This window comes from Lentzea sp. NPDC051213, assembly GCF_044455585.1.
In the GTDB taxonomy this organism is placed as follows: domain Bacteria; phylum Actinomycetota; class Actinomycetes; order Mycobacteriales; family Pseudonocardiaceae; genus Lentzea.
Window position 1 is genome coordinate 295244 of the sequence record NZ_JBITEX010000001.1, and the last position, 24935, is coordinate 320178.

The 24935-nt window shown below is 69.0% G+C and carries 22 protein-coding genes and 1 pseudogene; 12 read left to right on the forward strand and 11 right to left on the reverse strand.

The features are described 5' to 3' along the window. Window positions 1-73: 73 nt before the first annotated feature. Genes ACIA8G_RS01400 through ACIA8G_RS01410 form a run of 3 tightly spaced genes read left to right on the forward strand, consistent with a single transcriptional unit; the run spans window position 74 to window position 1520 of the window. A complete protein-coding gene (locus tag ACIA8G_RS01400) occupies window positions 74-337 on the forward strand; it encodes a phosphoribosyl-ATP diphosphatase (RefSeq protein WP_112261573.1) in 264 nt (87 codons plus the stop codon). 14 nt (window positions 338-351) lie between these two features. After that, window positions 352-1212, forward strand: coding sequence for an ATP phosphoribosyltransferase (hisG, locus tag ACIA8G_RS01405; protein ID WP_396416264.1), 861 nt, complete (start codon window positions 352-354; stop codon window positions 1210-1212). Next, window positions 1209-1520, forward strand: coding sequence for an antibiotic biosynthesis monooxygenase family protein (locus ACIA8G_RS01410; RefSeq protein ID WP_396416265.1), 312 nt, complete (start codon window positions 1209-1211; stop codon window positions 1518-1520). The genes hisG and ACIA8G_RS01410 overlap by 4 nt, the downstream gene beginning before the upstream one ends. Here ACIA8G_RS01410 and ACIA8G_RS01415 read toward each other — a convergent pair. From ACIA8G_RS01415 to ACIA8G_RS01440, 6 genes are all read right to left on the reverse strand, one after another. Then, complete coding sequence (locus tag ACIA8G_RS01415) at window positions 1481-2095, reverse strand: phosphoribosyltransferase (RefSeq protein ID WP_396416266.1); 615 nt, start codon at window positions 2093-2095, stop codon at window positions 1481-1483. The two genes, ACIA8G_RS01410 and ACIA8G_RS01415, sit on opposite strands and share 40 nt — an antisense overlap. Window positions 2096-2118: 23 nt before the next feature. Then, entirely contained in the window at window positions 2119-5043 is a 2925-nt protein-coding gene (locus tag ACIA8G_RS01420; RefSeq protein ID WP_396416267.1) for a KGGVGR-motif variant AAA ATPase, read from the reverse strand. Between the two features lie 2 nt (window positions 5044-5045). After that, on the reverse strand, window positions 5046-6275 hold the full coding sequence (locus ACIA8G_RS01425) for a TIR-like protein FxsC (protein WP_396416268.1): 1230 nt from the start codon (window positions 6273-6275) through the stop codon (window positions 5046-5048). 83 nt (window positions 6276-6358) lie between these two features. Beyond that, window positions 6359-6814, reverse strand: coding sequence for a hypothetical protein (locus tag ACIA8G_RS01430; protein WP_396416269.1), 456 nt, complete (start codon window positions 6812-6814; stop codon window positions 6359-6361). A gap of 143 nt (window positions 6815-6957) precedes the next feature. After that, a complete protein-coding gene (locus tag ACIA8G_RS01435) occupies window positions 6958-7722 on the reverse strand; it encodes a thioesterase family protein (protein WP_396416270.1) in 765 nt (254 codons plus the stop codon). A 16-nt stretch (window positions 7723-7738) separates the two neighbouring features. Next, window positions 7739-8596, reverse strand: a complete 858-nt coding sequence (locus tag ACIA8G_RS01440; RefSeq protein WP_396416271.1) for a RecB family exonuclease — start codon at window positions 8594-8596, stop codon at window positions 7739-7741. An 83-nt stretch (window positions 8597-8679) separates the two neighbouring features. On the opposite strand from ACIA8G_RS01440, the gene ACIA8G_RS01445 reads away from it, so the two are divergent. After that, a complete protein-coding gene (locus tag ACIA8G_RS01445; RefSeq protein ID WP_396416272.1) occupies window positions 8680-9798 on the forward strand; it encodes a site-2 protease family protein in 1119 nt (372 codons plus the stop codon). Window positions 9799-9813: 15 nt separating this feature from the next. After that, entirely contained in the window at window positions 9814-10638 is an 825-nt protein-coding gene (locus ACIA8G_RS01450) for a tRNA (adenine-N1)-methyltransferase (RefSeq protein ID WP_396417293.1), read from the forward strand. A 51-nt stretch (window positions 10639-10689) separates the two neighbouring features. Here the strand turns inward: ACIA8G_RS01450 and ACIA8G_RS01455 are convergent, their stop codons facing one another. Both ACIA8G_RS01455 and ACIA8G_RS01460 read right to left on the reverse strand, forming a co-directional pair. Continuing rightward, entirely contained in the window at window positions 10690-11580 is an 891-nt protein-coding gene (locus tag ACIA8G_RS01455) for a hypothetical protein (protein ID WP_396416273.1), read from the reverse strand. Window positions 11581-11638: 58 nt separating this feature from the next. Continuing rightward, complete coding sequence (locus ACIA8G_RS01460; protein WP_396416274.1) at window positions 11639-12409, reverse strand: hypothetical protein; 771 nt, start codon at window positions 12407-12409, stop codon at window positions 11639-11641. Window positions 12410-13123: 714 nt separating this feature from the next. On the opposite strand from ACIA8G_RS01460, the gene arc reads away from it, so the two are divergent. Further along, window positions 13124-14920, forward strand: a complete 1797-nt coding sequence (arc, locus tag ACIA8G_RS01465; protein ID WP_396416275.1) for a proteasome ATPase — start codon at window positions 13124-13126, stop codon at window positions 14918-14920. Between the two features lie 49 nt (window positions 14921-14969). Here arc and ACIA8G_RS01470 read toward each other — a convergent pair whose 3' ends face one another. Together ACIA8G_RS01470 and ACIA8G_RS01475 are read right to left on the reverse strand one after the other, a co-directional pair. Further along, window positions 14970-15611, reverse strand: coding sequence for a response regulator (locus ACIA8G_RS01470; RefSeq protein WP_396416276.1), 642 nt, complete (start codon window positions 15609-15611; stop codon window positions 14970-14972). Continuing rightward, entirely contained in the window at window positions 15608-16675 is a 1068-nt protein-coding gene (locus tag ACIA8G_RS01475; protein WP_396416277.1) for a sensor histidine kinase, read from the reverse strand. Before ACIA8G_RS01475 ends, ACIA8G_RS01470 begins: the two co-directional genes overlap by 4 nt. A 111-nt stretch (window positions 16676-16786) precedes the next feature. Here ACIA8G_RS01475 and ACIA8G_RS01480 point away from each other — a divergent pair. The 4 genes and pseudogenes from ACIA8G_RS01480 to ACIA8G_RS01495 all read left to right on the forward strand — a co-directional run. After that, window positions 16787-17434, forward strand: a pseudogene (locus ACIA8G_RS01480) (ABC transporter ATP-binding protein); the annotation flags it as partial. Between the two features lie 50 nt (window positions 17435-17484). After that, window positions 17485-18240, forward strand: a complete 756-nt coding sequence (locus ACIA8G_RS01485) for an ABC transporter permease (RefSeq protein ID WP_396416278.1) — start codon at window positions 17485-17487, stop codon at window positions 18238-18240. A 97-nt stretch (window positions 18241-18337) separates the two neighbouring features. Further along, window positions 18338-19393 (forward strand): glycoside hydrolase family 5 protein, encoded by a 1056-nt coding sequence (locus tag ACIA8G_RS01490; RefSeq protein WP_396416279.1) that lies wholly within the window; start codon window positions 18338-18340, stop codon window positions 19391-19393. A 73-nt stretch (window positions 19394-19466) separates the two neighbouring features. Further along, window positions 19467-20342, forward strand: coding sequence for an aldo/keto reductase (locus tag ACIA8G_RS01495; protein WP_396416280.1), 876 nt, complete (start codon window positions 19467-19469; stop codon window positions 20340-20342). On the opposite strand, the gene ACIA8G_RS01500 is transcribed toward ACIA8G_RS01495, so the two are convergent. Beyond that, a complete protein-coding gene (locus tag ACIA8G_RS01500) occupies window positions 20329-20826 on the reverse strand; it encodes an NUDIX hydrolase (RefSeq protein WP_396416281.1) in 498 nt (165 codons plus the stop codon). The two genes, ACIA8G_RS01495 and ACIA8G_RS01500, sit on opposite strands and share 14 nt — an antisense overlap. A 105-nt stretch (window positions 20827-20931) precedes the next feature. Between ACIA8G_RS01500 and ACIA8G_RS01505 the strand changes: the two genes are divergently transcribed. Both ACIA8G_RS01505 and dop read left to right on the forward strand, forming a co-directional pair. Beyond that, window positions 20932-23307, forward strand: coding sequence for an FtsX-like permease family protein (locus ACIA8G_RS01505; protein WP_396416282.1), 2376 nt, complete (start codon window positions 20932-20934; stop codon window positions 23305-23307). A 96-nt stretch (window positions 23308-23403) separates the two neighbouring features. Beyond that, a complete protein-coding gene (gene dop, locus ACIA8G_RS01510; RefSeq protein ID WP_396416283.1) occupies window positions 23404-24897 on the forward strand; it encodes a depupylase/deamidase Dop in 1494 nt (497 codons plus the stop codon). The last annotated feature ends 38 nt before the right edge of the window (window positions 24898-24935 follow it).

Here is a 24935-nt window from a genome sequence, read left to right on the forward strand (position 1 = left end):
ATCACGTCCAGTGCCTGGGACAGATGTGACCGCGGTGTGGACCGGGGTTCGGAGGATGGGAGGATGTCGTGCCGTGAAGACCTTCGATTCCCTGTTCGCCGAACTGACCGAACGAGCCGCCACCAAGCCGGCGGGTTCCGGCACCGTCGCAGCGCTCGAGGCCGGCGTCCATGCGCAGGGCAAGAAGGTCCTGGAGGAGGCGGGCGAGGTCTGGATCGCCGCCGAGTACGAGTCCGACGAGAAGCTCGCCGAAGAGATCTCGCAACTGCTGTACCGCCTCCAGGTGCTGATGCTGGGCCGCGGCCTGACCCTCGACGACGTCTACAAGTACCTCTGACGGAGGCCCTCCACATGCTGCGCGTAGCAGTCCCGAACAAGGGCGCGCTCGCCGAACGCGCCTCCGCCATGCTGACCGAGGCGGGGTACCGGCAGCGGCACGAGCCGCGCGACCTGACCGTGCTCGACCCGAACAACGACGTCGAGTTCTTCTTCCTGCGCCCCAAGGACATCGCGATCTACGTGGCGTCCGGTGACCTCGATCTCGGCATCACCGGGCGCGACCTGGCCGCAGACTCGGGCGCCGACGACAACGGCTCCTCGGTCGAGGAGCTCCTCGCGCTGGGCTTCGGCGGGTCGACCTTCCGCTACGCCGGGCCCAAGGGCACCGACTGGAAGGTCTCCGACCTCGAGGGCAAGCGCCTCGCCACCGCGTACCCGAAGCTGGTGGGCCGCGACCTCAAGGCCCGCGGCATCACCGCGCAGGTGATCCGCCTCGACGGTGCCGTGGAGATCTCGATCCAGCTGGGCGTGGCCGACCTGATCGCCGACGTCGTGGGATCCGGGCGGACCCTGCGCCAGCACGACCTGGTGCCGTTCGGCGAGCCGATCTGCGAGTCCGAGGCGGTCCTGATCCACCGCGCGGGCTCGGACCTGTCCGCGGCCAAAAAGCAGCTGGCGGCCCGCATCCAGGGCGTCGTGTTCGCGCAGCAGTACCTGATGCTCGACTACGACTGCCCGCGCACGATCCTGGACGACGCCATCGCCCTGACGCCGGGCCTGGAGTCACCGACCGTTGCGCCGCTGGCCAACCCGGATTGGGCGGCCGTGCGGGCGATGGTGTCGCGCAAGGACGCGAACCGGGTGATGGACGAGCTGGCCGCGATCGGCGCCAAGGCCGTGCTGGCCTCGGACATCAGGTTCTGCCGGCTGTGATCCTGGAACACGCCGTCCTCGACGTCCTGCCGGGGCGCGAGACGGACTTCGAGTGGGCGTTCGGCGAGGCGCGGGAGCTGATCTCCGCCTCGCCGGGCTTCCTCGGCCTCGAACTGCTGCGGTGCCTGGAGACGCCGTCGCGATACCTGCTGCTGGTGCGGTGGGAGTCCGTCGAGGCGCACACCGTGGGCTTCCGGCAGGGACCCTCGTACGAGCAGTGGTCCTCGTTGCTGCACGAGTTCTACTCGCCGTTCCCGACGGTCGAGCACTACTCGAGTGCGCTCAGCACCTCGGCGTCCGTGGTCTGATCGAAGCGGTCGTACCACCGGCTGACCGCCCCGAAGTGCTTGGGCACGAGGATCGCCACGACCGGTGTCATGAACGTTCTGATCGACTCTTTCGCGGCTACCGGCACGGCCAAGGTGATCGTGTTCGGTTCGTGCTGCGCGATCCACCGCAGGGCGGCCTTGGCCGTGACACCGGTGGCCAGCCCGTCGTCGACGAGGATCACGTCACGGCCTTTGATCTCGAGCGGCTTGTCGCCGCGGTAGAGGGCGGTGCGCCTGGCGGCTTCGGCGCGTTCCTGATCGCAGGTGCGGCTGAGTTGTTCCTCGGTGAGGTTCAGGGCCCTGAGCACCCTCGCGTCGTAGATGGGCTCGCCGTCCGCCGTGACCGCCCCGACCCCGTACTCGGGATGGCCCGGCGCCCCGATCTTGCGCGCCACCACGACGTCGAGTTCGGCGTTGAGCTCGTCGGCCACTTCCTTCGCCACCGGCACGCCGCCGCGCGGGAGGCCCAGCACCAGCGGGTCGTGCCAGGTGTGTGCCGCGAGTCGCGCGGCCAGTGCGCGGCCCGCGTCCTGCCGGTTCGCGAACCTCTTCACAATCCCGTTGACGTTACCCCTGTTCAGCGCTGCCGGTAGCGGTCCGCCAGCACCTCGGCCAGACGCCTGTCGCGGAACTCGTAGACGCTGCCGATCCGCCGCAGAACCCCTCGCCGGTTGGCATCGTTGAGGAGGCGGTCGAGCCGCCACGGCAACCGGTGCGTCCCGGCGAGCAGAAGCCTGCTCACCGCGTACCGCGACCACGCTGTCGTCATGGCGAGGGCGACGCCGAGGTAGCCGCCGGACAACGTCGCCGCGGTGGCGGCGGCCGCGAGATAGCCGGAGGTGAAGGCGTTGTCCCTGACGCCGGGGAGCGACAGGGCCACGACGAAGGCGAACGCTCCGATGGCAGCTCCGGCCACCACGGTCCCGAGCGCGCGATTTCGCTCGGAGTCTGGAGCTTGGACGGTTCTGTCGTCCGATTGCCGGCCACGGCGCCGGGAGCTCAGACCCAGATACGCGGCGAAGGTCGAAGCCGGGAATCTCGGCGTGGGCATCAGGGGCGCCAGAAGTACGAGCGACGCCGAGACCAGCACCGGCACCGTGACGGCGTTCAGCGGCCACACCAGGGCTATGAACAACGCAGGCGCGGTGCAGAGAAACCCGAGGTATCCCAGAACCAGGCGATACACGCGCGACGACACCGACTTGTGCAGCTCCCACCACCGGAAGGCGGCGCCGGGGCGGGTCGCGATGAACGCGAGCCAGCGCCGGGTCCGGTCGGCGCGGTAGTCCGGTTCTCCTGGCCGCCGGGATCGCCTGCCGAACGCCTCTTCCAGGTAGCTGCCGATCAGGACTTCCTCTGCCTCCCTCGGCGACGTCATCGCGGCCAGCTTCACGATGTCGCCACCGGGGCTGTCGAGGTAGCTGCGCACCAGAGAGATCTTCGCCGGGGTGGCGAGCACCATGGTCAGCACGCCATCGGAGCGTTGGGCAAGCTCGCTGAGCGCGTTCGTGGTCTGCTGGTCGCGCCTCGTGGTGTTGCTGGAGAGGTACTTCAGCGCTTCGCCGAGCGCTACCGGCAGGAGTTCAACGACAGAGGTCCTGCTCGGCCTGGGGCCGCTCACCGCCGAACGGTATTCATCGGTTCTGGTCGTCGCGACGACGGGGACCGTGGTGTCGGTTATCTGCTGCAACGCCTGTTCGTACTCATGTTCCGGGAGCTGGTCGAGCCCGTCGATCACGGGGGCGATGGTGCCCAGCTGCAACAGCCGGGTCACGTCGCCCTCCAGGTTCCTGGACGAGAGGAACGAGGGGTAGTTCTCCACGATGGTGCGCACGACCCAGTCGTCGAAGTACTCGACGCTGGGCCGCCAGGTCGACGGCGACAAGAGAATCGGGGTGGGACGGTCCTTGTGCGCGAGCAGTCCGCGAGTGAGGAGGACCGCGGCGACGGACTTGCCACTGCCCGGTTCGCCGAGAACGATCAACTTTCGCGACGGCGTGCTCAGGAAGACGTCGGGAAGTGATTCGACGGAACCGGTCAGTCCGCCGGCGATCCATCTGACCGGCAGTCGCGACGTCTCGTGAGCGCTGATGTCACTGGCGCGCAGGATGAGTTCGTTCACCATCGCGCGCAGAGAGGTGACGGCGTCGAGCCCCCACACCCACTCGCCGATGGAGAGCGGCGGCACCCGTACGGCCGGGGGTCTGGCGAGCTGGTCGAGGAGGTGGGAGATGCCGGCGTCGCCCTTCTCGTTGGCACGGACCTGGATCACGGTGTCGGGGTCCCATTCGACCCCGGTGTCGTGACCGCTCACGCCGGGCTCCACCGCTTCGACGACAACGAGCTTCGCCGGTTCGGTCGCCGAGGTCCACAACCGCAGATCCGGGTCAAGTTCGGCGTCGAACTCCTGGTTTCCGAGCAGGGAGAGCAGCTCTGCGGCACGTGCCGCGGTGCGCTCCGACTCCTCGGCGTAGGTCAGGAAGACCTTGTGGTCAGGTCGTTCCCGCCGGTGCCCAACGGGCTCGGATGCCTTGGTGCGCAAGAAGAGCGTGAGGAGCTCCCGGCGTTTCCGCTCTGACTCGGCGGCCACCAGCGAGGTGATCTCGCCACCGGTGAGCTGGTCGACGAGGCGTTCGGTCGCTGCCAGGATGGTGTTTTCCTGCTGCGGGCGATCGCCGATGGTCGCGAGGATCTCCTCGTAGGCGTAGTAGCTGCGGTACGGCACCTCGACCTGCCCCCAGTACCGGTCCACGTCGTCCACGTGCCAGAGGAACCCGTCGAAAGCGTGGCGTGCGTAGTCGCGGCTGGTCTCCAGCTTGTCGTGCTCGCCGTTCTCCACGCGCATCGGCACCGGCAGGATGCGCAGTTCATCGGTGCGCTGGTGGGCGATCGACGCGGCCACCGCGGCTGCGCCGTCGATCGACTGCGTGCTCATGGAGAAGCATGTGACGACGACGTCGGGCAGGGCGACAGTGCACACACCGGAGGTGTCGCTCAGGCCGGTGCGGCTGTCCACGAGGATGTAGTCGTAGCGTTCGCGCATGTCGGACCTGAGCGCTTCGAGGAAACCGCCGCCGCCGAGCCGGTCGTAGAAGTTGTCCCAGTCGAACGTGCTGACCAGCGCCGAGTACGTGCTGTCCCGGCGGCCCGCCGGCATCAGGTCGATGGTGCCGCCGGTGCGGAACTTGTGCTCGATCGGCACGGCATACGGGCCGGTGCGGGCGAACTCGATGTGCCAGTCCGGGGTGTCGGCCGCCAGCGGATCCATCGCGGCGTGCGCGAACTCCCACATCATGTCGATCACGCCGGGGGAGCGGCGCAGGGTGTCGTCCGGCAGGAACGGGTGGAAGTACCGGTGCAGGCCGGGTGCCTCGAGGTCCCAGTCGACGACGAGTACCCGGCGGCCGTTGCTGGCGAGGATCCACGCGACGTTGGCGAGGCTCATCGACCTGCCGGTGCCACCCTTGTACGAGTAGAAGGTGACGATGCTGCCTGCGCCCACGATCATCCCTCCGGGCCGACGAGGACGGGGCGGGAACTCGCTCCACCCTGCTGGACGCGACGTGCGACCTGGCCGTGGTTCACGATCCGTGCGCCGATGTCGATGAGCGTGTGTTTGAGCGCTTCCTCGAACTTCTCGGCGGTGCCCAGGTCCTGACGTGCCCGGCGCGGCTGGTCGTCGAGCCAGTCGCCGATGCACATGCGCAGGACGTCACCGGCGTCGACGCCGTCCGGCAGCAGCCTGGGCTCGTTCTCGTCGCCCGGCAGCAGAATCGCCACGTTCTTGTAGCGCTTGTTCTCCAGCTCTTCCAGCCGGGCACGGTAGTGCTCGATGCCGACGACCCAGGGATCGATGATGAGCACGACCAGTTCGCTGCGTTTGCTCGCTTTGTCGAGCATCGGGATGAGGTCGTGGTCGACGGCGGCCGGTTCGGAGATCAGTCGTCGTTCCACGGCCACGGTCTGGGCTTGCAGTACGACGGGGTCACTGCATCGGGGTAGATAAGGCTTCCAGTCGTCCCAAGTCTCGCCGTAGGCCTCGAGCGACTCCCGCACGGCCCGCATCTCGGCGCTGGTGCCCGCCGCGACGACGAAGTTCACCTTTTTCGGCCCGCTGAACTGGGCTGCGGGCGCCGTGGTGGTGGGGGCCTGGCGGGCGAACGCGTTGGGCTCGGTGCGGAGGTTGATGCCGGACAGCGGGCGTGGCGGCATCCTGCCGGCTTCGAGGACCTGGAGGGCGAACTTCTCGACGAACGCCCGGTATTCGGGCTCCATGCCCCGTGTCATCAGCGAGCGCAGTCCGTTCTCGCGGTACGTCGAGCCGAATTGATCGCGGGTGTCGTGCATGTCTTTCGTCGCGTCAGGTCTGTAGGTGGGTGGCACCCACCACACGGGCAGGATCGATGCCAGGGTCTCGCCGGTCTGGATCCGGTGCTGCTCCAAGCGCCGGGCAAACCCGTTCCACTCGCGGCCGCAGGTCTCGCTGCCGAAGTACCAGGACGAGTAGACGGGCACGAAGACCTTGGCGTTGCCGACCGCCTCGCCGGCCACCGTCGGCCAGTTTGTGCCGGTCTGCTGGTTGATGTCGAAGAAGCCGGTCTCCTCCAGCTTGATGCTCCCGCGAGCGAACAGCTCCTTGCACAGGTCGTCGTAGAAGTCGCGCAGGTGGGAGTCGACCTTGGAGTCGTTTCGCGCATAGCTGAAGAAGAAGTACGGCACAGCACCTCGCTCCACTTCATCACCGGACAGACAGTGGATCGGAGGTTGTCGGCAATTCGTTTCGCCCGGAAGGAAATGCCGGTTCAGGGCCGTGGAGATCAGCCGAACAGGCCGATGACATCGGTGGTCATCGAGATGAAGCCGGCACCGGTGGCGATGATGGCGAGCCAGAACAGGGCCGTGGATCGTCTGCGCTCGGCGGCGTCCGCGGATCGGGGTGGGGGCTCGGCTCTCGATGTCGTTGTGGTGCTGCGGATCTGGACGCGCTCGTGCCGGCCGACGTGCGCCCGGAACTTGATCCAGGTGTGGCGGCTGCAGCCGAACAGGACGCCGTTCGCCGGGTTCCGGCACGATGAGCCCTGTCTGGTCGTCACCGCGCACCTGACCGGGAAGCGCACCGCGATGATCCAGCAAGTCACTACGACGGCGAATGAACCGGTCCAGGCGGCGCGCCAGTAGTTCTCGTAGTGGAACGCGATGACACAGAAGATCATGAGGACCGCGACGAGTGCGATGTAGAAGTTCGCTCTTTGCCTGCGGGTCTTCCTCGGCATCGCGTCCCCCTCCGCTCCCCCTTCCACCCTGGCTGCCCGCACGCGTGCGGCGGTAGAGCCCAGGAGGGGGAAGAGGATCGCGGTGCGTCGCGATCAGTGGGATTGCTGATGAAGCTGCGACACCCGTTGTGTCCTGTGAGGTATCAGCGCTCGCGCACGAACAGCGCCTGCGCCGAACTCCCCACCGGCCCCTCAACGTCGTGAACAGTGCTGGAAGCCAGCCCGGACCCGTCCGGCCCGATCGTCGTCCGCGCGTCCATCCCGACCCACTCCCCGACGGGCTGCCGATGCAGATGAACGGTCAGATCGGTGTTGATGGCGAACCACTTGCGAATGTCCACACGGGACGAAACGCCGCTCGCCGAGTCCACCACGGCGAACAGGCGCTCCAGCGGCGTCGCGACGGAGCCTTCGACCACGGCCACCCGCGGGCGGGCCCACACCTGGGCGTCGCCCGGCGTGAAGATTCCGCCCGACACCGAAAGCCACTCGACGGCGGCGAGGTAGCCGCCGCCCCAGAACTCCGGGATCTCCATCGGCACGGCCGACGAAGGCGGGGCGAGTGCACCACCGGTGCCGCCGGCCACGGCGGTCGTGTCCGAGCCGACGATGTGCCACGCACGCGCGGTCAGCACGGCGCGGCCCTCGAAGGACAGCGAGGCCGAGAGCAGTTCCACCGAGCGGCCGGGGCGGTCGACCGAAGTGGACACCGTCAGGTCGGCGATCGGCACCGGGCCGAGCACCTCGAACGTCACCCGCGACAACGTGGGGCGGCCGAGCGCCAGCAGCGCGCGCACCAGCAGAGCGGACGGCGGGCCCAGGTGCTGGCTGTCCGGGCCCCACGGGCCGACGGTGTGTTCGGTGGAGCGGAACGTGTCGTTGCCCAGCGGTAGGTAGAAGGCTGTCATGTCGCGGTCCTGGCAATCAGTCGCGGTCCTGGAGGGGTTCGGTGTCGTCCGGCTCCGGCCAGCCGGGGTAGGGCGGCGGGGTGCCGTCGAACGCCGGGCAGAAGGCCTTGTGGTCGCAGTAGTCGCACAGGCGGCTGGGGGACGGGCGGAAGTCGCCGGTCGGCGCGGCTCGCATGATGGCCTGCCAGATCGCGTCGAGGGTGCGTTCGAAGCGGGACAGCTCGGCCTCGTCCGGGGTGTAGGCGAGGGCCTGGCGGTCTGCCAGGTACATCAGGCGCAGCTGGCGGGGGACCACGCCGCGCAGCCGCCACAGGACCAGGGCGTAGAACTTCATCTGGAACAACGCCTTCGCCTCGCCCACCTCGCGGGGCGCGGCGCCGGTCTTGTAGTCCACGACGCGGATTTCACCCGTTGGGGCCACGTCGACGCGGTCGATGTAGCCGCGCAGCAGCACGCCCGAGGGCAGTTCCGACTCGACCAGCAGCTCGCGGGACTCCGGTTCCAGCCGCCGCGGGTCCTCCAGGCCGAAGTAGCCGTCCAGCAGCTTCGTGGCCGACGCCAGCCACTCGGCTTCTTCGGCACCGCCCGGCTCGTCGAAGAGAGACGCGAACTCCGGGCGCTCTGACTTCACGCGCTCCCACGCCGGCGCGATCATCGTCTTGGCCCGGTCGGGCACCCGCTCCACGGCCGGCAGGGCGAAGAGGTCCTCGAGCACCGCGTGCACCACCGTGCCGCGCACCTGCGCCTTCGTCGGCCTCTCCGGCAGCCGGTCGACCGCGCGGAACCGGTAGAGCAGCGGGCACTGCTTGAAGTCTCCCGCCCGGGACGGCGACAGCGCGGGCCTGCGCAACGTGGTGCTCATGGTTCGCACCATAGGACAGGGGTCTGACAATTCCGTGATCGCCACCGCCGAGGCGGTACACCGCGAGATCACACCGGTCGCTCTACAGTGCACCCGTGGCCGCGCGGATCAGCGAGAAGGAGGGCGGCCTGCTGCTTTTCCGGGTGGCGGGCATCCCGGTGCTGCTCGCGCCGTCGTGGTGGATCGGCTCCGCGATCGTGGTCGCGTTCTACGCACCGCTGGTCGACGAACTCGCCCCCGGCACGTCCCCCGGCCTCGGGCTGCTGGTCGCGGCGCTCTTCGCGGTGTTCCTGGGGCTGTCGGTGCTCGCGCACGAGCTCGGCCACTGCGTCGCGGCCCTGCGGCTCGGCCTGCCGGTCAGGAGACTGCGGCTGTACCTGCTGGGCGGGCTGTCCGAGATCATGCGCACACCCGGCAAACCCAGCCACGAAGGCGTTGTCGCCGGTGCGGGCCCCGTCGTGTCCGTCGTGCTGGCCGTCGTCTTCGGCGTCGCCGGCTTCGCGATGGAACCCGGAGGCCTGGTCTGGCTGCTGGTCTTCCAGATCGCCGGGGCGAACCTCGTCGTCGCCGTCTTCAACCTCCTGCCAGGACTTCCGCTCGACGGCGGCCGGATCGTCCGTGCGGGCGTCTGGGCCGTCACCGGGCACCGTGCGACGGGCACGCGGGTCGCGGTCGTCGGCGGGTTCCTCGTCGCGATCGCGTTGGTCGCGTGGGCGCTCTACGGCGTCGCCGCGGGTGTGGACGACCGATGGCTGCGCTTCGGCGTGTGCGTGCTGACGGCGTGGGTCGTCGTCGCCGGCGCCCGCGGCGAACTGGCCAATGAACGACGCCGCACCTGGCCTGCCGGCCTCACCCTCAGCGACCTCATCCGCCCGGTGCTGCAACTGCCCGCGGAAAGCCCCGTGGCCCACGCGCTGAGCACCTCGGCCGGGCGGGGCGTGGTGCTGGTCAGGGCAGACGGCGTGGCGGCAGGGCTGCTCGACACCGAGGCCGCCCAGCGACTGGCCGCGGCGAGCCCGCACGCGCCCGCGGAGCAGGCCGCCGAGCCGATCCTGCCGGAGACCGTGCTGCTCGTCGACGAGCCCGGCGAGGAGATCGTGGAACGCGTCCAGCACACCGCCGCGTGGCAGTTCCTGGTCGTCGACATGGAGGGGCGTCCGGCCGGCGTGCTGCGCAGGGAGGACCTGCGTGCGGCCATTGAGAAGGGCGTTTGACACCATTGCGCGGTGATTAGCGCAAGTGGACCGTTCCGTCCGGGCGACCGGGTTCAGCTGACCGACCCCAAGGGGCGGCACTACACCGTTGTCCTCGAACCCGGCAAGGAGTACCACACCCACCGCGGCGCCATTCCGCACGACCTGCTCATCGGGCAGCCGGAGGGGTCCGTGGTGGCGTCCGTGGGCGGCACGAACTTCCTCGCGCTGCGCCCGCTGCTGCCGGACTACGTGCTGTCGATGCCGCGTGGCGCGCAGGTGATCTACCCGAAGGACGCCGCGCAGATCTGCATGTACGGCGACATCTTCCCCGGTGCGCGCGTGCTGGAGGCGGGCGCCGGCTCCGGTGCGTTGTCGTGCTCGCTGCTGCGCGCGGTGGGGGAGAAGGGCAGCGTCCAGTCCTACGAGGTGCGCGACGACCACGCGGTCCACGCGATCCGCAACGTGGAGACGTTCTTCGGCGAGCGCCCCGGCAACTGGTCGATCACCGTCGACGACGTGAAGAACCACGAGGGCGAGGTCGACCGGGTCATCCTCGACATGCTCTCGCCGTGGGAGGTGCTGCCCACGATCGCGAAGAACCTCATCCCCGGCGGCGTCCTGGTCGTCTACGTCGCGACGACCACGCAGCTGTCCGTCGTCACGGAGGCGTTGCGCGAGCAGACGTGCTGGACCGAGCCGCACGCCTGGGAGACGCTCGTCCGCCCGTGGCACGTCGTCGGCCTCGCCGTGCGCCCGGAGCACCGGATGATCGCGCACACCGCGTTCCTGCTGACCACGCGGAAGCTCGCGGACGGCGTGACCGCGCCGAGGCCGCAGCGCCGTCCCAGCAAGGGCTGAAAGAACGCGAAAGGGCCCGCACTCGGAGTGCGGGCCCTTTCGCGTGTCAGCTCAGCCGGTGGGCTGCAGGTCCGGGATCTTGAGGTCGCTTCCCAGCGTGCAGAACTTCCAGTCGCCCGACTCCTTCTTGAACTTCACGGAGGTGTCGACGTTCTTGGTCTCGCCGCCGTAGGACACGGCGATGGTGACCTGGACGGTCGCCTCGGTGCCGGTCGCGGTCGCGCTCTTGATCGTCACCTTGGGCACGGGCAGCTTCTTCATCTCCTCGACCAGCTTGCGCTGCTCGGGGGTGAGGTTCTTCTCCGCCGCCGCGGCTTCGTCGAGAGCTGCCTTGCAGGTCATCGACTTGCCCTTGCTCTCGTTCTTGGCGGCGGCCGCCGCGTAGTAGTCCTCCGCGACCTTCTTGACCTTCGCGGACTCGTCACCACCACCGCTGTTGCCGCTGTTGCTGCCCGAGTCCGACGACGAACCGCTGTCGCTGGTGCTCGAGTTGCCGGAGAGCATGACCGCCGCCGTGACGCCGCCACCGACGAGCACCAGGACGCCGATGACGATGCCGATGATCAGGCCGGTGCTGCTCTTCTTGGGCGGGGGACCGCCGAACCCGCCGGGCCCGCCGTAGCCGGGCTGCTGGCCGTACGGACCGGGCTGCTGGCCGTAGCCCTGCTGCTGGAACCCGCCGCTGGGCGGGCCCTGCTGACCGAACGGGTCCTGCTGCGGCTGGCCGTAAGGGCCGGGCTGCTGCCCGTACCCCGGCTGCTGAGGCTGGCCCTGACCAGGCGGGGGCTGCTGCCCGTAGCCGGGCGGCGGCTGCTGGCCGTACCCCGGCTGTTGCGGCGGCTGCTGGCCGTACCCCGGCTGCTGCGGCGGCTGCTGTCCGTACGGACCGCCAGGCGGCGGCTGCTGCCCGTAGGGGCCGGGCTGCTGCGGCGGGTAGGTCATCGAAAACTCCCCCGATTGAGGTGATCTTTTGTCAACTTGAAGTTCTGAGGGCGAAGCGTCAGCCGGTGGAGCGGCTTTCCTTCACCGTGGACTTACCGCACACGAGCCAGGTGGACTCGTTCTTCTGCAGCGTCATGCTGTACAGGATGAAGCCCTTCTTGCCCTCGTTGTTCACGAGGTTCTCGAACCGCAGGTCGAACGTACCGGTCTCACCCGATACCGCGACTTTGCCGACGGTGAGCGTCACGTCCGTCTGAGGGGGCTGCTTCTTCGCCTCGCCCTCCTTGATGAAGCCGGGGCAGGCGACCTCGGTGAACTTGCCCGGTTCGACGGAGCCGGCCTTCAGCGAGGCGAGCATGACGTCGCCGAACTTCTTGGCCGCCTTGTCCGCGTCCGCGCTGGAGCCGGAGTTCTTGCTGCTCGTCGTGGCGGTCTTCGGGCTGCTGGTGCCGGAAGTGGGGCTTGAGCTGCTGGTACCTGGGTTCGGCGCCGCGGCGTTGTCGTCCTTACTTCCGCCGGTGAGCAGAACGGCGGCGGTGATGCCGCCACCGACGAGCACCAGGACGCCGATGACGACGCCGATGATCAGGCCGGTGTTGCTCTTCTTCGGCGGCGGACCGCCGAAACCGCCGTAGCCCTGCTGCGGGAAACCACCGCCCTGCTGGCCGAACGGGTTGTGCTGCGGCTGGCCGTACTGTCCGGGCTGCTGGCCGTACCCCGGCTGCTGCGGCTGGCCGTATCCGGGCGGCGGCGGTGGCTGCTGCCCGTACGGACCGCCTGCCTGCGGCTGCTGGCCGTACGGGCCGGGCTGCTGCGGCGGGTAGGTCATCGAAACTCCCCCGATGCGGACGTAGTGATCTTTTCGCTGGACATTGTGGTCCCTCGCGGACTAACGCGCGGCGGAATGGGATCTAACGACACGCGGGTGTGGTTGTGCACACCATGTGCAGTTGCCATGAGCCAGCACGAAGGTCGTGTCTGATAACGATTGCGGCAACTCCACCGGGAATCGAGCGCGATGCACTGCGCTGTCGGGGTGGTGCGCCGGACGCGTCGGCGAAACCACCCGGTTGGCCGCAAGCGGTCCGGCCGGCCTGGAGTCGCGGTCGCGCGGGTCCTCCGACGAGCGGAACGGGGCGGGTTGCGGTGCGTGACCACCGAACGGAGCAGCGAGTCGTCCACCTGGTGGGACACAGCCGTGTTGCCGCCCGTCGCCGGGCCGCGAGCTGTACCACGGGTGTTCGCGGTCGTCCGAGGGTGGTCGCGGACCGTAGGGACTGGGCGGCCGCCCAGGTGCTCCCATGACCCTCTCCTCGGACTTCTCGCAGGTCGGCTGGCGTGTCGCGGGGCGAAACGCGGGCCGGGGTTTCTGGGACGCACCGTAGCGGGTACGCGGTCGCACCGGACACCGAGATGGAGCAGTTGACCTCCGTTCGAGGCCGGGCCGTTGCGTCACACGGGCGAAGATGATGTTGTGAGTACCCCATTTTGTCGGTGATCGCCGGTACCGTAATCGGTACGAACACGGGAGGAGGGTGCCGACATGCAGCACGGTCATCCCGGCAGCCAACCCGACGAGGGTGGCGAGCTGAACCAGGGCAACAATTCTGCTGAGCTGACTGCGCAGATCAGGTTCCTCGAGGACGAGATCGCGTCGTTGCGTCGCAAGCTGACCGAGTCACCGCGCCACGTGCGGTTGCTCGAGCAGCGCTTGGCTGAGGCGACAGAGCGCGTCAGCCAGCTGACCGAGCGAAACACGAAGCTCATAGACACCCTCCGCGAAGCACGAAGCCAACTGCTCGCGCTGCGTGAGGAGGTCGACCGGCTGGCCCAGCCACCCAGCGGGTACGGCGTCTTCATGGCGCGGTTCGACGATGGAACGGTGGACGTCTTCACGTCCGGCCGCCGGATGCGGGTCGCCGTGTCCCCGGCGGTCGAGCCGGAGAAGATGGCCTTCGGTCAGTCCGTGCGTCTCAACGAGGCGCTGACGGTCGTCGAAGCCGGTGGGTTCGAGCGGTCGGGTGAAGTCGTCGCGTTGCGAGAAGTCCTCACCGATGACGGTGACGAGACGATCGCGCGGGCACTGGTCGTCGGCCACGCCGACGAGGAGAGGGTGGTCTGGCTCGCCCAGCCGCTGCTCGACTCGCCGCTGAAGCCGGGTGACTCGCTGCTCGTCGACTCCAAGGCGGGCTTCGCCTACGAACGGGTCCCCAAGGCCGAGGTCGAGGACCTCGTGCTGGAAGAGGTCCCGGACATCGACTACTCGGACATCGGTGGTCTGTCCCGGCAGATCGAGCAGATCCGCGACGCCGTGGAACTGCCGTTCCTGCACGCGGACCTCTTCCGCGAGTACGAGCTGCGCCCGCCCAAGGGCGTCCTGCTCTACGGCCCTCCCGGCTGCGGCAAGACGCTCATCGCCAAGGCGGTGGCGAACTCGCTGGCCAAGAAGGTGCGGGAGATCCGCGGCGAGACCGACAAGCAGGCGAAGTCGTACTTCCTCAACATCAAGGGCCCGGAGCTCCTCAACAAGTTCGTCGGTGAGACCGAGCGGCACATCCGCCTGATCTTCCAGCGCGCTCGCGAGAAGGCCTCCGAAGGCACCCCGGTGATCGTGTTCTTCGACGAGATGGACTCGATCTTCCGCACCCGCGGTTCCGGCGTGTCGTCCGACGTCGAGACGACGATCGTCCCCCAGCTGCTCTCGGAGATCGACGGCGTCGAGGGCCTGGAGAACGTCATCGTCATCGGCGCGTCCAACCGCGAGGACATGATCGACCCGGCGATCCTGCGGCCTGGCCGCCTCGACGTGAAGATCAAGATCGAGCGGCCGGACGCCGAGGGCGCGAAGGACATCTTCAACAAGTACCTGACGCCGAACCTCCCGCTGCACGCCGACGACCTCGCCGAGTTCGGCGGGGACCCGAAGGCCTGCATCGAGGGCATGGTGCAGCACACCGTGGAGCGCATGTACGAGGAGTCCGAGGACAACCGGTTCCTGGAGGTCACCTACGCCAACGGTGACAAGGAGGTCCTGTACTTCCGGGACTTCAACTCCGGGGCGATGATCCAGAACATCGTCGACAGGGCCAAGAAGGCGGCGATCAAGTCGCTGCTGGAGACCAAGCAGCCCGGACTCTCCGTCCGGCACCTGCAGGCCGCCATCCTCGACGAGTTCGCCGAGAACGAGGACCTGCCGAACACGACGAACCCCGACGACTGGGCACGCATCTCGGGCAAGAAGGGCGAGCGGATCGTCTACATCCGCACGCTCGTCACCGGGAAGAACCAGGAAGCGGGCCGCGCGATCGACACGGCCACGAACACCGGCACCTACCTGTAACAACGCTCCACGGAACCGCCCCGGTCGCTTCGGCTGGGGCGGTTTCGCTTTACACCAGGCCGGACTCGTAGGCGGCGATCACCAGCTGCGCCCGGTCGCGGGCGTGCAGCTTCGCCAGCAGGTTGCCGATGTGGGTCTTCGCGGTACCGGCGCTGACGTGCAGCGCGGCCATGATCTCCGCGTTGGACAGGCCCCGCGCCACCAGCGTCAGCACCTCCTTCTCCCGCTCGGTCAGCCGGTCCAGCCCCGACACCGCGAACGAGGCCGGCCGGCGGACGAACTCGGAGATGAGCCGGCGCGTGACCGACGGCGACAGCAGCGACTCGCCCGAGGCCACGACCCTGACGGCGGCCAGCAACTCGGCGGGCGGCGTGTCCTTGAGCAGGAAGCCGGAAGCCCCGGCCCGCAACGCGCCGAACACGTACTCGTCCAGGTCGAACGTCGTCAGCACCAGCACGCGCGGCCCCTCCAGCAGCCGCGTTGCCTCGATGCCGTCCATCTCCGGCATGCGGATGTCCATGAGGACGACGTCCGGATTCAACGACGACGCCAGCGCCACGGCCTCGGCGCCGGTGCCCGCCTCGCCCAGCACGGTCAGGTCCGGTTCGTTGTCGACCAGCAGGCGGAAGCTGGCGCGCAGCAACGCCTGGTCGTCGACGATCAGCACGCCGATCTTCTGGGTGCCGGTCATCGGATCGGCAGCTCCGCCACGACCCGGAAGCCGCCGTCCGGGCCAGGGCCCGCGCCGAACGTGCCGTCGTACACGGCCACCCGTTCCCGCATGCCGATCAACCCGTGGCCCACACCCAGCTCCTTCACGCCCGGCCCGTCGTCCGTCACGTCGATGCGGACGGCCTCCGGTGTCACCTCCACCAGCACCGTGCACGACGCGGGTGCCGCGTGCTTCACGACGTTCGTCAGCGACTCCTGCACGATCCGATAGACCGACACGCCGACCCCGTCCGGCACCGCGGAGTCACCCCGCACGTCCAGTGCCACGGTCACGCCCGCGAGCGATGCCCGGTCGGCCAGGCCGGGCAGGCCGGCGAGTCCGGGGGAGGGCGCGAGATCGGCGTCGGAGCGCAGCACGCCTAGCAGTCCGCGCATCTCGGTCAGCGCCACCCGGCTGGTCTCGGAGATCACGGTCAGCGCCTCGTAAGCGTGGTCGGGTGAGCGCACGTGTGCGGCGTTCGCGGCCTGCACCGCGATCAGGGACAGGTTGTGCGCCACCACGTCGTGCAGCTCGCGGGCGATGCGCAGCCGTTCGTCGGCCAGCGCCTGCTCGGCCTGCTGCGAGGTCTCCTTCGCGAGCATCGACCGGCGCAACCGCGTGGTGTAGCCGATCACCCACACCGCACCGAGCACGGCGACGCCGACCAGCACGTTCTCGGGCTCTCCTCCGGAGACGCCGGAGACCGCGACGACAGCGCCCACAAGACCGGTCAGCGACCACGCTCGGGTGTGTTCGACGGCCACGGTGTAGAGCGCGAAGCAGATCGCGCCGACCGGAGCGCCGAGCGCCACGACCGGCAGCACCTGGCCGACGACCACCGCGACCGTGGCCAGGGTGGTGACCACCAGTGCGGGCACCGGCCACCACCGGCGCACCGCGACGGGCAGCGCGACCAGCGCGGCGCCCGGCACGACCAGCCACCACGGCTTGTCCTGGTGCTCCACCATCGCGTACCCGACGAGCACGCCGATCACCACGGTGGCGGCCAGGTCGACCAGGTAGAGGTGCAGTTTCGCGATCACGGGGTCGACGGTAACGAGCATCTCCAAGGGACGCCTCGGACCACGGTCCGATTCACGAGTTCGGCCCGAGGTCCGATCCCACGCGCATCGAAACGGCCGACCCTCTTCCGCATGATCGAGGTGCGGAATCTGACGAAGAGATACGGCGACACGACGGCGGTCGACGACCTGTCGTTCACCGTCCAACCAGGACTGGTGACGGGCTTCCTGGGGCCCAACGGCGCCGGCAAGTCCACGACCATGCGCATGATCGTCGGGCTGGACCGGCCCACCCGCGGCCAGGCCCTGGTCGGCGGCAAGCGGTACGAGGACCTCGACCAGCCGCTGCGGCACGTCGGCGTGCTGCTCGACCCGGCCGCCGTGCACCACGGGCGCAGGGCGCTGGACCACCTGCGCTGGCTCGCGGCCAGCAACGGGATCAGCCAGAAGCGTGCGGTCGAGCTGCTGGAGCAGGTCGGCCTGGGAGGCGTGCGGCACAAGCGGATCAGGGCGTTGTCGCTGGGCATGAAGCAACGGCTGGGCGTCGCGGCGGCGTTGCTCGGCGACCCGCAGGTCCTGATGTTCGACGAGCCGGTCAACGGCCTGGACCCCGAAGGCGTGCGGTGGATCCGCGACCTCATGCGCGGTCTGGCGCGGGAGGGCCGCACGGTCTTCGTCTCCAGCCACCTGATGAGCGAGATGGCGCTGACCGCCGACCACGTCGTGATCGTCGCAAGAGGACAACTGGTCCAGGAGACACCGATGGAGACCCTGACGCGCAACGGATCTCTCGAGGACGCCTACCTCGGCCTCACCTCGGGGAGGGGACTGTGAGGAACGCACTCGCCGCGGAGTGGCTGAAGCTCCGGACGGTGCGGGCGCCGTACGGGCTCCTGGCGGCCATCGGGCTGATGGTGGTGTTCGGCGCGACGATCTCGTACTTCCTGGTCCAGGACTACGACACGTCGCCGGCCGCGGAACAGGCCAGGTTCGTCTCCGCCGACGCCAGCGTGGTGATCAACCCGGTCCTGCAGTTCTGCCTCGCCGCGCTCGGCGCGCTCGTGGCCACCTCCGACCCGAGGCTGACCGCGCTGACCGCCGTGCCGAACCGGAAACGCTTGCTGGCGGCGAAAAGCGTGCTCGTCGCCACCACAGCGGTGGTGGTCGGCACCGCCGCAATCGCCCTGAGCCTCGGCTCCAGCCGGCTGATCATGGGGGACCGCCCGCCACCGGTCGCGCCCTGGGACAGCATCGCCGACGTGCTGCCGTGGGGCGGCGCTGCGGTGCTGTCGATCGTGGTGGCCGGTCTGATCGGCCTCGGGCTGGGCCTAGCCCTGCGGTCGACGGCCGTCGCGATCGTGGTGGTGGGCGTGCTGCTGTGGGGCCTGCCCGCGGTCACGCCGATGCTGCCGGAGCCGTGGAACATGGACGCCTCGGGGGTCATGGTTCCCTACCTCGTCTTCGAGGTGGCGGGGGTCGTGGAGAACGCGCCGCTGAGTCCATCGGCCGCCGTTGCATGTTTGATCTTTTACGTACTGGTGACGCTGGGTACCGGAACTGTGACTCTTCTGCGACGAGACGCTTGACGCACCCTTGGGCCGGCTTTAAGGTCATCTATACCTTTAATCGGTAAGGAAACTTACCTATCTAAATCCGCCGCCGCTGCCTGAGAGGAGACGCTGAATGGCTTGGCAGAAGTCTGTCGTGGCGCTCGCCGCAGCAGTGGTGCTTCCGCTGACCGGTGTGATGGCGGGTAGTTCCGTCGCGGCCGCACCGGAGGGCGACGTCTCCGCCGCCGCACTGCCGCCGGGCTCGCCCGCGGCGGTCAACGGCCAGCTGAAGGTCTGCGGTGTGAAGCTGTGCAACCAGAACGGCAAGCAGATCCAGTTGCGCGGCATGAGCACGCACGGCATTCAGTGGTACTCCCAGTGCGTGAAGACCGCGTCCCTGGACGCGCTCGCCAACGACTGGAAGGCCGACGTTCTCCGCATCTCGATGTACATCCAGGAAGGTGGCTACGAGACCAACCCTCGTAAGTTCACCGACATGGTGCACGGCTACATCGAGGAGGCCACCAAGCGCGGCCTGTACGCGCTGGTCGACTGGCACCAGCTCTCGCCGGGCGACCCGAACCACAACACCGCCCGCGCCAAGACCTTCTTCAAGGAGATCGCGCAGCGGCACAAGGACAAGACGAACATCATCTACGACATCGCCAACGAGCCGAACGGCGTGTCGTGGGCGCGGGTCAAGACCTACGCGGAGGCGGTCATCCCGACCATCCGCGCGGAGGACCCGGACAGCCTCGTGCTCGTGGGCACGCACGGCTGGTCGACGTTCGGCCTGTCCGACGGCAGGAACATCAACGAGGTCAGCCAGAACAAGGTCAACGCGTCGAACCTGATGTACACGTTCCACTTCTACGCGAAGGACCACCGGGACAGCTACCTCAACGCGCTGCGGACGGTCTCGAGCCAGGTGCCGGTCTTCGTCACCGAGTTCGGTTCGCAGGAGGCGTCCGGTGACGGTCCCAACGACTTCACCATGTCGAACAAGTTCATCCAGTTCATGAAGGACGCGAAGATCTCCTGGACGAACTGGAACTTCTCCGACGACCACCGGACGGGCGCGGTGTTCAAGAGCGGGACGTGCTCCGGCAGCAGCTTCGCCGGTGAAGGCCCGTTGAAGGACGCCGGCAAGTGGGTGCGCAACCACATCCGCACGGCCGACGACTTCTGATCTTCTCGCAATACCGACCCCGGCGGGTCACGTGAACGGCGGTCCTTCGGGGCCGCCGTTTACCGTTGTGCGCATGGCACAACTCGCTCTCGGTCTCGCGTCGCTCGGTCGTCCCGCGTACATCAACCTCGGCCGCGAGGACGCGCTCCCCGCCGACCGTGACGTCGACTCGATGCGTGCCCAGTGCCACCGCGTGCTCGACACGGCCTACGAGCTCGGCATCCGCTGGGTCGACGCGGCCCGCTCGTACGGGTTGTCCGAGCAGTTCCTCTCGGAGTGGCTGCCCGGCCACGACGTGACCATCTCCAGCAAGTGGGGCTACGCGTACACGGCGGACTGGCGGCCCGACGCCGAGGTGCACGAGGTCAAGGAACACTCTCTCGCGCGCTTCACCCAGCAGTGGCAGGAAACCAGCGCGTTGCTGCCGTACGTCGACCTCTACCAGGTGCACTCGCTGACCGCCGACAGCCCGTTGTTCGAGGACCGGGCGTTGCAGGACGCGATGGTCGCGATCGGCGTCCCGCTCGGCTTCTCCACGTCCGGGCCGCGTCAGTCCGACGCCATCCGCAGGGCGCTCGACCTCGGCGTCTTCCGGTCCGTCCAGTCCACTTGGAACGTTCTGGAGACCTCCGCCGGCCCGGCGCTGCGCGAGGCGCACGAGGCCGGTCTGCGAGTGATCATCAAGGAGGGCGTCGCCAACGGTCGGCTCGCCGTCGAGCCGCCGCAAGCGGTTGCGGCACAGGCGAAAGCGCAAGGCGTCGGGCCGGATGCGGTGGCGCTCGCGGCGATCGCCCAGCAGCCGTGGGTGGACGTTGTGCTGTCCGGTGCGGCGAGCCCGGAGCAGCTTCGGTCCAATCTGGACGCTCTGAACATCGAGGTGGATCTGCCGGACCTGGCCGAGCCCGCGGAGCAGTACTGGTCGACCCGCGCGGGACTCAGCTGGAACTAGTCCGCCGCAACCACTCCCGGCCGATCGCCCGGCCGTCCGGCACGAGCGGCCAGCCGGGGTCCTCGATCTTGCCGCGCAGCTCGGCGAGGTCCATCCACCCGCCCCACGCGACCTCCTCGGGCTGGTGGACGAACGGCCCGTCGTGGTGCGTCTCGTAGATCCACGCGTGGTAGCGGGTCAGCTCGTCGACGTAGGTGGTCTGGAAGAGCGGGGTCAACGGCGACTCGACGCCGAGCTCCTCCTTCAGCTCGCGCGCCGCCGCCACGTCCGGCGTCTCGCCCGCGTCGATCACGCCACCGGCGCTGTAGTCGTAGAGGCCGGGGAAGATGTCCTTGGTGTCGGTGCGCCGGTGCACGTAGATCCGCTCGCCGTCGGCCGAGAACACCAGGGTCAGCACACAGCCGTGCCAGAGGTTCTCCGCGCGCATGCGTTCGCGCGTCACCTCGCCGATCACGGTGGCGTGCTCGTCGTACCAGGTGATCATGGCCGTCCTCCTGTGGTCGTACGCGAGCTTGCTACCGCAGTCCGACGCCCGCTGATCGCCTTCCTTCCTACCTTCGTGAACGTCAGACGTCACCAAGGAGGATTCGTGTCCACTTCCCTGCGGCTCGGCATCGCCGAGTTCCGCGCCCGGCCGGGCCGCGCGCTGCTGCCCGGCGTCGCGCTCGTGGTCGGCGTGGCCTGCCTGCTCGCCGCCCTGGTGCTGAGCGACGCGCTCACCAGGTCGGTCGACGAGGGCGCGCCGCTCACCCCGTCCACGGTGGGCCACGTGGTGGACGTCAAACCCGCGGAGGGCGGCAGCGACGCGAAGCTGGACGACGCGCTGCTCGCCAAGCTCTCCGGTGTCGGCAGGGCGGTGCCGGTGCAGATCGCGCAGGCGGACCTGCTCGACAGCAACGGCCGCGCGGGAGAACACCGCGCCGAGGTGCAGGTCCAGCAGCCTGATCTGGCGCGCTGGCCGCTCGCCGAGGGCAAGCAGCCCGCCGCCGACGGCGAGGTCGCGATCGACAAGATCACCGCCTACGACCGCGGCATCAAGCCCGGCGACAAGATCAAGCTCGCCGCCGTGGACGGCAAGCCGTTCGACGTCACGGTCAGCGGTGTCATGAAGAAGGGCGGGATGGACTCGCGGCCGATCCTGGTCGCCGGCCCCGAGCTCGCCCGCAAGATCGACCCGCAGCCGTTCACCAAGGAGATCTGGGTGATCGGCGGCGCTCGTGCCGCCGTCGCGAGCGCCGCCGGGGCGTCCTACGTCGTGTGGGACCCGGCCCCGGACGCCGAGAAGATCGGCAACGACCTGACGTTCATCCTGCTGCCGTTCAGCGTGCTGGCGCTCGCCACGGCCGTGTTCGTCGCGGCGGCCACGTTCCGCGCGGTCTACGCCCAGCGTCAACGCCAGACGGCGTTGCTGCGGTGCATCGGCGCCCAGCGCGGGCCGTTGGTGCGCAGGAGCCTGTTCGAGGCGCTGCTGACGGGTGCGTTGGCGGGCATCGGTGGTGCGTTGCTCGGCGGGCCGATGGCCTGGCTGCTCGCCAGGACGTTCGACGTCACCGGCATCTCCGCGCTGTTCGGCGCGGTGGAGCTCAGCCCGGACCTCCTGCCGTCGCTCGGGTACGTGATTCTCGGAGTTGTTGTCGCCGCGCTGTTGAGCGTGATGGCCGCGGTCCGGCCCGCGATCAACGCCGCCCGCGTGTCGCCGCTCGCCGCGTTGCGCGACGCGGACAGCGAAGTGCCGACCAAGTCCGTCCGCCGGCTGCGGCTGGTGTTCGGCGTGCTGTTCACCGGTGGTGCCGCGCTGCTCGCGATGATGGCGATCGCCGCGAAGGGCACCGTCGCCGCGCCGCTCTCCGTCACGTTCTCCGCGATCGCCGCGGTGACCGGCCTGTTCTGGATCCTCGGCCCCGTCACGGTGCCGTTCATCGCGCGGCTGTTCGGCAAGCTCGGCGGCACGCAGTGGAAGCTCGCCGGCGCCGAGGTGCGCAGGATGCCGCAGCGGTCGGCGTCGGTCGCGCTGCCGTTGCTGCTGGCCAGCTCGATGGTGACGTTCTTCCTGGTGGTGCTGGGCGGGGCGCAGGAGATGACCTACCAGTACGCCAACGAGGAACGCCCGGACGCGACCGTGGTGGACGCGGGGGAGCGGCCGCTGCCGGCCATTCCCGCGCAGCCCGAGGTGGCCGCGAGCGTGCTGCTGCACGACTCCGACGGCGGCGCCGGTGTCGACCCGGAGGAGTTCAAGACGTGGCTCAAGGCGCAGAACATGACCGGCGCGGAGCAGTTCACCGCCGGTACCGCGATCGTGCCGCCGCACTGGGAGGGCCGGCCGTTCGTCGAGGCCGGTGGCAAGCAGTACAAGGTCGTCGGCACCGTGCCCGGCAGCCTCACGGGCTACACGCCGATCATCGGTGGCCTCACGTCCGGGGTGCCGGAGAAGGTGCTCGTCGCGCTGAAGCCCGGCATCGACCCCGCCCGGTTCCGGGCCAACCTGCAGGCCGCGCTGCCCAACAACCCCACGGTGATCGTGCAGACCGACGCGGACGAACGTGCCCAGGCGGACCGGTACATGCATCTCGGCACCGTGCTGATGATGGTGCTGCTGGGGTTGTCGGTGGCCGTCGCCGTGACCGGTATCGGCACCGCGCTGACGATCTCGGTGCAGGAACGCCGCAAGGAGCTCGCACTGAGGCGCGCCTTGGGTGTCACTAGGGGCGGACTGCAGGGCGGAGTCATCGCTGAAGCGATCATGTTGGCACTGGTCGGGGTGATCGGCGGCGGCGTGCTCGGGTTCGGCTACGCCCAGATCGCGATCCTGTCGACCGGCATCGACATGACGCTGCCGGGCCTGTCCGTGGTCTTGCCGCTGGTCATCGGTGCGGCGGCGGTGGTCCTGCTGGCAGTGGTCGCCGCGTTCGGGCCGTCGCGGGGTGCGTCCCGCATCCGTCCAGCTGCTGGACTTGCGTCTGGGTGAGCCGCCGGACCGGCATCCGGGTGAATAGGGTGAGGGGAGCTTCACCGCGAAGCTCCCCTCACGCTGTTGTCGGGGTCACGTCATAAGGTGTTGCGTATGCGGCGGATCATGGGAACCGAGGTCGAGTACGGCATCTCAGTGCCGGGCGACGCGACCGCGAACCCGGTGCTCACTTCGACACAGGTGGTTCTTGCGTACGCGGCGGCGGCGGACATACCGCGCGCCAGGCGGGCGCGCTGGGACTACGAGGTGGAGTCACCGCTACGCGACGCGCGCGGGTTCGACCTGGGTTCGCCGGGTGGTCACCCCGCCGACTCCGACGTCGAGGACCTCGGCGCGGCCAACGTCATCCTCACCAACGGCGCGCGGCTCTACGTCGACCACGCGCACCCCGAGTACTCGGCTCCCGAGGTCACCAACGCGCGTGACGCGGTGATCTGGGACAAGGCGGGGGAGCGGGTGATGGAGGAGGCCGCGCTGAAGGCCGCCACCGTGCCCGGCCAGCCCCGCCTGCAGCTGTACAAGAACAACGTCGACGGCAAGGGCGCGTCGTACGGCACGCACGAGAACTACCTGATGCAGCGCTCGACGCCGTTCACGGCCGTCATCGCGGGCCTCACGCCGTTCTTCGTGTCGCGCCAGGTCGTGACCGGTTCCGGCCGCGTGGGCATCGGCCCGTCCGGCGAGGAGGCGGGCTACCAGCTCTCCCAGCGCTCGGACTACATCGAGGTCGAGGTCGGCCTCGAGACGACGTTGAAGCGCGGCATCATCAACACGCGCGACGAGCCGCACGCGGACGCGGACAAGTACCGCCGCCTGCACGTCATCATCGGCGACGCGAACCTGTCCGAGTACTCGACGTTCATCAAGGTCGGCAGCACCTCCCTGGTCCTCGACATGATCGAGGCCGGCATGCGGTTCGACGACCTGCGGATGGTCGACCCGGTGCGCGCGGTGCACCAGATCAGCCACGACCCGACCCTCAAGACCAAGGTCGAGATGACCGGCGGGCGCAAGTTCACCGGCCTCGACATCCAGTTCGCCTACCACGAGCGCGCGACCGCGTTCGTGGACAAGGAGGGCGTCGGCGACCGCGACGTGCTGCGCATCTGGGGCGAGGTCCTCGACGCGCTGGCCCGCGACCCCGCGGAGTGCGCCGACCGGCTCGACTGGGTCGCCAAGCTGCGGCTGCTCGAGGGCTACCGGCAGCGCGACGGCCTGGAGTGGGGCGCGGCCCGGCTGAACCTCGTCGACCTGCAGTACTCCGACGTGCGCCTGGACAAGGGCCTCTACAACCGCCTGGTCGCGCGCGGCTCGATGAAGCGCCTGGTGAGCGAGGAGGAGGTGCGCGCGGCCGTCACCTCACCGCCGGAGGACACGCGTGCGTACTTCCGCGGCCGGTGCCTGGAGCGCTACCCGACCTCGGTCGCCGCTGCATCCTGGGACTCGGTGATCTTTGATCTCGGTCGAGAATCCCTCGTGCGGATCCCGACGCTGGAGCCGCTCCGGGGGACAAAAGCGCACGTCGGAGCCCTTCTGGAGGCCTCTGACACCGCCGAGCAGCTGGTGGACGCGCTGACCCGCGGGTGATCGTCTACCCGAGTGGCTCAGGATTTTTGTCGGTGCCG

Bases quoted from the DNA above. Each gene is read 5' to 3' on its own strand.
- hisG (WP_396416264.1), top strand. From the start codon at position 352: ATGCTGCGCGTAGCAGTCCCGAACAAGGGCGCGCTCGCCGAACGCGCC.
- ACIA8G_RS01430 (WP_396416269.1), bottom strand. From the start codon at position 6,814: ATGCCGAGGAAGACCCGCAGGCAAAGAGCGAACTTCTACATCGCACTC.
- ACIA8G_RS01435 (WP_396416270.1), bottom strand. From the start codon at position 7,722: ATGACAGCCTTCTACCTACCGCTGGGCAACGACACGTTCCGCTCCACC.
- ACIA8G_RS01440 (WP_396416271.1), bottom strand. From the start codon at position 8,596: ATGGTGCGAACCATGAGCACCACGTTGCGCAGGCCCGCGCTGTCGCCG.
- ACIA8G_RS01455 (WP_396416273.1), bottom strand. From the start codon at position 11,580: ATGACCTACCCGCCGCAGCAGCCCGGCCCCTACGGGCAGCAGCCGCCG.
- ACIA8G_RS01460 (WP_396416274.1), bottom strand. From the start codon at position 12,409: ATGACCTACCCGCCGCAGCAGCCCGGCCCGTACGGCCAGCAGCCGCAG.
- arc (WP_396416275.1), top strand. From the start codon at position 13,124: ATGCAGCACGGTCATCCCGGCAGCCAACCCGACGAGGGTGGCGAGCTG.
- ACIA8G_RS01470 (WP_396416276.1), bottom strand. From the start codon at position 15,611: ATGACCGGCACCCAGAAGATCGGCGTGCTGATCGTCGACGACCAGGCG.
- ACIA8G_RS01490 (WP_396416279.1), top strand. From the start codon at position 18,338: ATGGCTTGGCAGAAGTCTGTCGTGGCGCTCGCCGCAGCAGTGGTGCTT.
- ACIA8G_RS01495 (WP_396416280.1), top strand. From the start codon at position 19,467: ATGGCACAACTCGCTCTCGGTCTCGCGTCGCTCGGTCGTCCCGCGTAC.
- ACIA8G_RS01500 (WP_396416281.1), bottom strand. From the start codon at position 20,826: ATGATCACCTGGTACGACGAGCACGCCACCGTGATCGGCGAGGTGACG.
- dop (WP_396416283.1), top strand. From the start codon at position 23,404: ATGCGGCGGATCATGGGAACCGAGGTCGAGTACGGCATCTCAGTGCCG.